The organism is Saccharomonospora halophila 8 (assembly GCF_000383775.1).
Classification (GTDB): domain Bacteria; phylum Actinomycetota; class Actinomycetes; order Mycobacteriales; family Pseudonocardiaceae; genus Saccharomonospora; species Saccharomonospora halophila.
Genome location: NZ_KB912579.1, coordinates 37527 through 43384, shown reverse-complemented (window position 1 = coordinate 43384; position 5858 = coordinate 37527). Strand labels below are relative to the sequence as shown.

Here is a 5858-nt window from a genome sequence, read left to right as displayed (position 1 = left end):
ACCACCAGCGCCGACCGCGCCTCCGACCGGCATCGGTCCCACACCGGTTCCTGCCTGCCCACCACCGCGACCGGACGTTCCCGGCCCCGCGGTGCCCGGGCCCCAGCCGGAGGGCGCCGTCGCGCCGGGTGTCGGAGTCGTACCGGTGTGCGCTCCGCCCGGCAAGGGCCCCGAGGGGGAGTAGTTCCCACCCGCGCCTCCGGCGGGCGCGGAGACACCGCCACCCGGTGCTCCCCCGGCGAAGCCGGACGCACTCGTCTGCGTGCCCGTCCCGGGGATGTCCATCACGCCGCTGTCCGGATTCCCTGCTCCGCTGTCGGAACCGGAGAACGTCGGCGGCTTGGCGAAGACCGGCTGCTTGTTCCCCGCCTCGTTGAGGTCCGCGTCATACTGCGTCATCACCCGCGCGGCCTCGTCATGCGCTTCCTGACTCCGCTGATGTTTCTCGATCGTCTCGGTGATCCTGTCATCGAACGAGAGCGGATCGCTGAACCACTGCGCCACCTCTTGCCGCATGTCGAACGGGACCGGCTCGGGCATACTGTTCTTCGCTGCGGTCGCCGCCTCGGACTCCCGATACACGACCTCGGAGGCCTTCTTCGCGTTCTGCGAATTGCCCTCGGCCCAGGTGCTCAGACCGGTGAAGTACCCGTGTGCCCTGTCCGCCGCGGCACCCTGCCAGCCCTGTTTCGACTTGCCGACGCTCTCCTTCATCTCAGTGGCGATCTCCTCCAGAAGGTTCGCCAGGTTGAAGTAGATGTCGGAGTAGGCTGTGATGCCCTCACTTTGGATCGGCTGCACCCACTCCTTCAGCTTCTGGTGCTCCATCGCGCGGTAGTTGTTGTCCGACGGCGGGACACCTTCGTGATATTCGTACTCACCGGATTCGAGCTTCTCGCGTCGACCCGCCTTCACCTGGTGCGCTTCCAAAGCGTCCGTGACGCCCTTCAGCGCTCTCCCGAAGAAACCAGTGTCGCCGCTGTCATAAGAATAGGTGTACGCTTCGCCCAGCCCCGGCGGAAGTTGCTCTCTTTGCGCCATAGAGAGCTCGGGCAATGGCTTCCCGCTCTCCAGATATTTCCTCATCTCGGCGGGCGTCATCCCGACGAACTCGTCGGCACTCTTCGGCCCCGACGCTTCTCCCGCACCCGTCATCGCACCTCACCCCCGAAAAGTTTCGGATCGATCGTCCCAGCCAACTCGTTCGCCATTTTGGCACGACTTCTCCATACCGAGGAGTCCCGCAGAGACCTCGCCCCGCGAATCCGACCCGACCGCCATTCTGAAATACAGAAATGATCTTCAGTGATACATCGCTGGGCGACCGCTACTCGTCTCACCTTCCTGCAGGCCACCGGGACTCTCCGAATATTAATCGACCCCGAGCTCTGCATCCAGGATCGACATCACCTGCGAGGTATTTTCTGGTCGACTATTTCGACCAGCTGGTCAGCAACTCGACAACTCTCTTCGATATCACCGATTCTGGCAGAAACAACAACATGGACATTGTCTCCAACCGCCATACCGACAGAACATCCGGTGTCGCTCGTCGACCGGATTATCGAGCGCCCCCTATCGGTCTTTCCCCGTTGCAAGCCACCCCCTCGATCCCGAAACTGGCCCAGCCCTGCGTCCGGATCGATCAAAGTGCCCACCATAGGTGGCCATTCGTCACTGCTGGCACTGTTCAGGGAACCGGACCACGTGCAATACGGCTCTCCTGTTTGAGTCAGTTTCGACTTCTTTTCAACGAATTCCGCGAAACGAGACAACGTAGAATCGTCGAGTAGGGCACACGGTTCGACAGTGGACATGTCACTGTTCCCCGACCGCCCGGGTACCCCGATCCCGGGCGTTCCACTCGATGCGCTGCGCGATACCTGCCCAGTCATATCAGACTGCGGTGATCCGGACATGGTTTCGGAGCAACTCGTCGACGCCAAAGTAACGAGAACGAGCAGGCCGAGCGATACGTTGCGCACTTGCCCACCCATTCTTCAGACTTGGTGCTGAGCGACCGAACTCGATGCCGCTGACTCCGAGTCCTTGTACCTCTTCATCGCGACTTCCAGGGCTTTATCGGCGTCGGCTAACACGCGCTCCAGCTCCCGCAACATCTCCAGCGGCGACCCGGCGTCATCCACCATGACCTCCCGCTGACGTCGAGCAACCTGTCGGCCATAAGGATGATCACCCAATGGCGGCTCCGCACTAATCAGGTTCTCGATCTCGAAGAGAGTCGCTCTCACGCGCTCCTGAATTCTCGCGAGAGAGTCGCGGATCGGTTGGCCCGCGTCCTCGCTGACCATGAAGCCGCCCGATTCGGCGGAGGAGACCATCTTCTTCGCCTCCGACGTCATCTCGGCCACCTGGCCGCCGCCCATCGCCCCGAAGATCGCCCCCGCGCTCTGGGAGATCGGGCCGGAGGAGTCCTTCGTCGGCTCCGGGTCCTCGTAGGTCGGCATCGCACACCACCCCTTCCGCAGTTCGGTGCCCCTGACGCCGAGCGCAGTGTACCGAGCACGCATCGCACACACGGGTCCTTCACCGGAATCGGCCCCGAACGTCCCAGCGCTGCATCACCCTCCCACCAGGGCAAACCGGTGAAAGCACCTCCGCCCGCCCACACCGCCACCGACGTGCCGGTCCGCACGATCACCCCACCCGCTGGACCGGACCTGCTAGCGTCGGTCACGCCGTGGTGCACGGGAAGCCGGTGGGACACCGGCGCGGCCCTCGCCACTGTGATCGGGAAGTGCTGTGTCGTCCGCTCGACGGGCGGGCCACTGGGGCGAAGCCCCGGGAAGGCAGGCGCAGCGCGGCGGTACCCGTCAGCCAGGAGACCGGCCACGGCACCCGAGTGACCCGTTCCACGAGGACCTGGAAGGGCGGTCTGGATGACTCCCACCGCATCACCCACCCGCATCCTGCTCACCTTCGGCGCCGCGCTCACCCTCGCGCTGGTGGGGTGCGCCCCACCCGCACCGGAGACGACGGCGTCCGGCCCGGGCACCGTCAGCCGCACCAACTGCGGCATCGACGTCACCGTCGACGGCCCGCCGGAGCGGGTGTACGCGGCGTATCAACCCGCGATCGAGGTGGCGCACGCGCTCGGCATCAGCGACCGGCTGGTCGGCACCGCTTTCCTGGACGCACGGGTGCTGCCGGAGTACGCCGACCAGCAGGCGGACACCGCCTACGTGCCCAGCCTGCCCAGCAGAGAAGGACTGTTGCAGGCCGAGCCCGACTTCGTGCTCTCCGGGTTCAACGGCTTCTTCGCCCGGGGCGGCGCGGACAGTTCGGTCGGGACGCGGGCGAGTCTGCGGGAACTCGGCGTCGAGAGCTGGATCCTGAGCCCGCTGTGCCCGAGCGAGGACGGGCTCACCGACCGGTCGATCGACCCCGGCTCGGTCCGCGTCGACACCGTCTACCGGGACCTGCGCGACCTCGGCGCGCTGTTCGGCGTCGAGGAGAACGCGGAGCGGGTGATCGCTGACCTCGAACGGCGCATCGCCGCCGTCGAGGACGCGGTCGCCGGGGCGCCGCGGCCGTCGGTGGCGATCGTCTCCCCCGGCGACGACGGTGGCTTCCGGGTCGCGGGCGGGATCGACTTCGGCTCGCGCATCATCGAACGCGCGGGTGGCACCAACGTGTTCGGCGACCTGACCAGCGAGCGCAACCTCGACGTGGGTGTCGAGGAACTCGTCGCCCGCGACCCGGACGTCATCCTCACCGACCTCTGCTGCGACGCCGGGATGACCAGGCAGGACGCCGACAGCGAGGTTCAGGCTATCCGGGACGATCCGGCCCTCGCGGGCGTCACGGCCGTCGCCGAGGACGCCGTGCACCCGTTCCTGTTCGCCGACCGGTCGGCGGGGGTCCGTGCCGCGCACAGCATCGAGCTGGTCGCCTCCTACCTGCATCCCGACCTGGTCGAGTCCGGGCAGCGATGACCACCGTCACCACGGCACCCGCGGTGCGGCCCGGATCGGACGCCGTGCGCGCCCGGCGGAACGGCCTGCTGACCGGGAATTCCGGCAGGACCGGCGGCCTGCTCGTGGCCGGGATCGTCCTGCTCGGCGCCTGCGCGTTGTCGTTCTCCGTCGGGAGCTATCCCGTGTCACCGGCCGACATCGTGCCCGCGCTGGTCTCGCCCGTGGACAGCGACGTCGATCGGATCGTGCGGCACGTGCGGCTGCCGAGGACGGTCACCGGCCTGCTCGCCGGGGTCGGCCTGGGCACGGCCGGCGCGGTGATGCAGGGGCTCACCCGCAACCCGCTGGCGGGCCCGGGCATCCTTGGCATCAACGCGGGTGCGTCGTTCGCCGTGGTGCTCGCCATGGCGGGAATCGGACTGACGTCGGTGGGTGGCCACCTGTGGTTCGCCTTCGCCGGAGCCGCGGTGTCGGCGGTGTTCGTCCACACGCTGGGATCGCTCGGCCGGGGTGGTGCGACGCCGGTCAAGCTCGCCCTGGCCGGGGCCGCGTTCACCGCGATGATCGGCTCCCTGACCACCGCGGTCACCCTGCTCGACGCCGCCACGCTGGAGGAGTACCGGTTCTGGGCCGTGGGCTCGCTCACCCGCGCGAGTACCGGCGAACTGGGCACGGTCGCCCCGTTCGTGGTGCTCGGTCTCGGTGTCGCGCTGGCCGTCAGCCGTCGGCTCAACACCGTGGCACTCGGTGACGACCTGGCCCGCGGCCTGGGGACACGGCTGGTCACCACCCGGATCCTGGCGGCGGTGGCGGTGCTGCTGCTGGCCGGCGCGGCGACGGCGGTCGCGGGGCCGATCGTGTTCGTGGGGCTCGCGGTGCCGCATATCGCCCGTGCGCTGGCCGGACCGGACTACCGATGGATCATGCCGTGGTGCGTGCTGCTGGCGCCGACGGTTCTGCTGCTGGCCGACGTGCTCGGCCGGGTGCTGGTCCGGCCCGGGCAACTCCAGGTCGGCATCGTCCTGGGACTGGTGGGCGCACCGTTCTTCCTCCACCTGGTGCGCAACCGGAAGGTGGCGCAGCTGTGAGCACGACCGGACCGGGCGCCCTGCTGCTGCGCACCCGTGGGGACACGGTCGTGTTCCGGTTCGACCGGCGTTCGGCCGTGCTGACGGTGCTCACGTGGGCGGCCGCCGCGGCGGTCGCCACGCTGTCGTTGACCCTGGGCCGGTTCGACCTCGGGTTCACCGACGTCCTGCGGGTTCTGGGGGGCGGCGGTTCGCTCGTCGAGTACGACGTCGTCGTCGGCAACCGCCTGCCCCGCGCGGTCACCGGGCTCGGGGTCGGTGCGGCCTTCGCGCTCTCCGGCGCGATCCTGCAGCGGATCGCGTCGAACCCCCTCGTGAGCCCGGACGTCATCGGTGTGAACACCGGGGCCGCGGTCGGCGCGCTGGTGGTGCTGACCGTCCTCGGCGGTACGGGGGCGGCCACCGTGTTCGGCGCGCTGACCGGAGCGCTGCTCACCGCGGTGACCCTCTTCGCGATCTCCGTCAAGCGCGGGCTGACCGGGTACCGGCTCGTGCTCGTCGGCATCGGGACGGCGGCGATGCTCGGCTCGGCCGTCTCCTACCTGCTCACCCAGGCCGACTATCACCGGCTGCTCAGCGCCGCGGCCTGGCTGAGCGGCAGTCTCGCCAACCGCGACGGCACGCACGTCACGACCATCGGACTCGCCCTGGCGCCGGCGGTGCCCGTACTGATGGTGCTGGCCCGTCAGCTCCGGCTGCTCGAACTCGGTGACGACCTCGCCACCGTGCTGTCCGGTCGTGCGGGGCGCAGCCGGGTCGCCCTGATCGTCCTGGCGGTGCTGCTCGCCGCGTCGGCCACGGCGGCGGCCGGGCCGATCGCCTTCGTCGCGCT

Annotated in this window: 6 protein-coding genes and 1 riboswitch; of the genes, 3 read left to right on the top strand and 3 right to left on the bottom strand. The window is 68.5% G+C overall.

Going from position 1 to position 5858, the window contains the following annotated elements; all coding sequences use genetic code 11:
- The 3 genes from SACHA_RS25755 to SACHA_RS0117755 all read right to left on the bottom strand — a co-directional run.
- Positions 1–1155: hypothetical protein (locus tag SACHA_RS25755; protein ID WP_198010176.1), on the bottom strand; the 1155-nt coding region annotated here is incomplete at its 3' end.
- A 251-nt stretch (positions 1156–1406) separates the two neighbouring features.
- Positions 1407–1997, bottom strand: a complete 591-nt coding sequence (locus tag SACHA_RS26680; protein WP_083935902.1) for a DUF3558 family protein — start codon at positions 1995–1997, stop codon at positions 1407–1409.
- A gap of 3 nt (positions 1998–2000) precedes the next feature.
- Positions 2001–2468, bottom strand: coding sequence for a hypothetical protein (locus SACHA_RS0117755; protein WP_039739664.1), 468 nt, complete (start codon positions 2466–2468; stop codon positions 2001–2003).
- Positions 2469–2685: 217 nt separating this feature from the next.
- Positions 2686–2869, top strand: a riboswitch (cobalamin riboswitch).
- A 31-nt stretch (positions 2870–2900) separates the two neighbouring features.
- Between SACHA_RS0117755 and SACHA_RS0117750 the strand changes: the two genes are divergently transcribed.
- The 3 genes from SACHA_RS0117750 to SACHA_RS22895 all read left to right on the top strand — a co-directional run.
- On the top strand, positions 2901–3956 hold the full coding sequence (locus tag SACHA_RS0117750) for an ABC transporter substrate-binding protein (protein ID WP_019811950.1): 1056 nt from the start codon (positions 2901–2903) through the stop codon (positions 3954–3956).
- Positions 3953–5026, top strand: coding sequence for a FecCD family ABC transporter permease (locus SACHA_RS0117745; protein WP_019811948.1), 1074 nt, complete (start codon positions 3953–3955; stop codon positions 5024–5026). Before SACHA_RS0117750 ends, SACHA_RS0117745 begins: the two co-directional genes overlap by 4 nt.
- The coding region (locus SACHA_RS22895; protein WP_039739641.1) for a FecCD family ABC transporter permease at positions 5023–5858 on the top strand (836 nt) is incomplete at its 3' end. The genes SACHA_RS0117745 and SACHA_RS22895, both read left to right, overlap by 4 nt.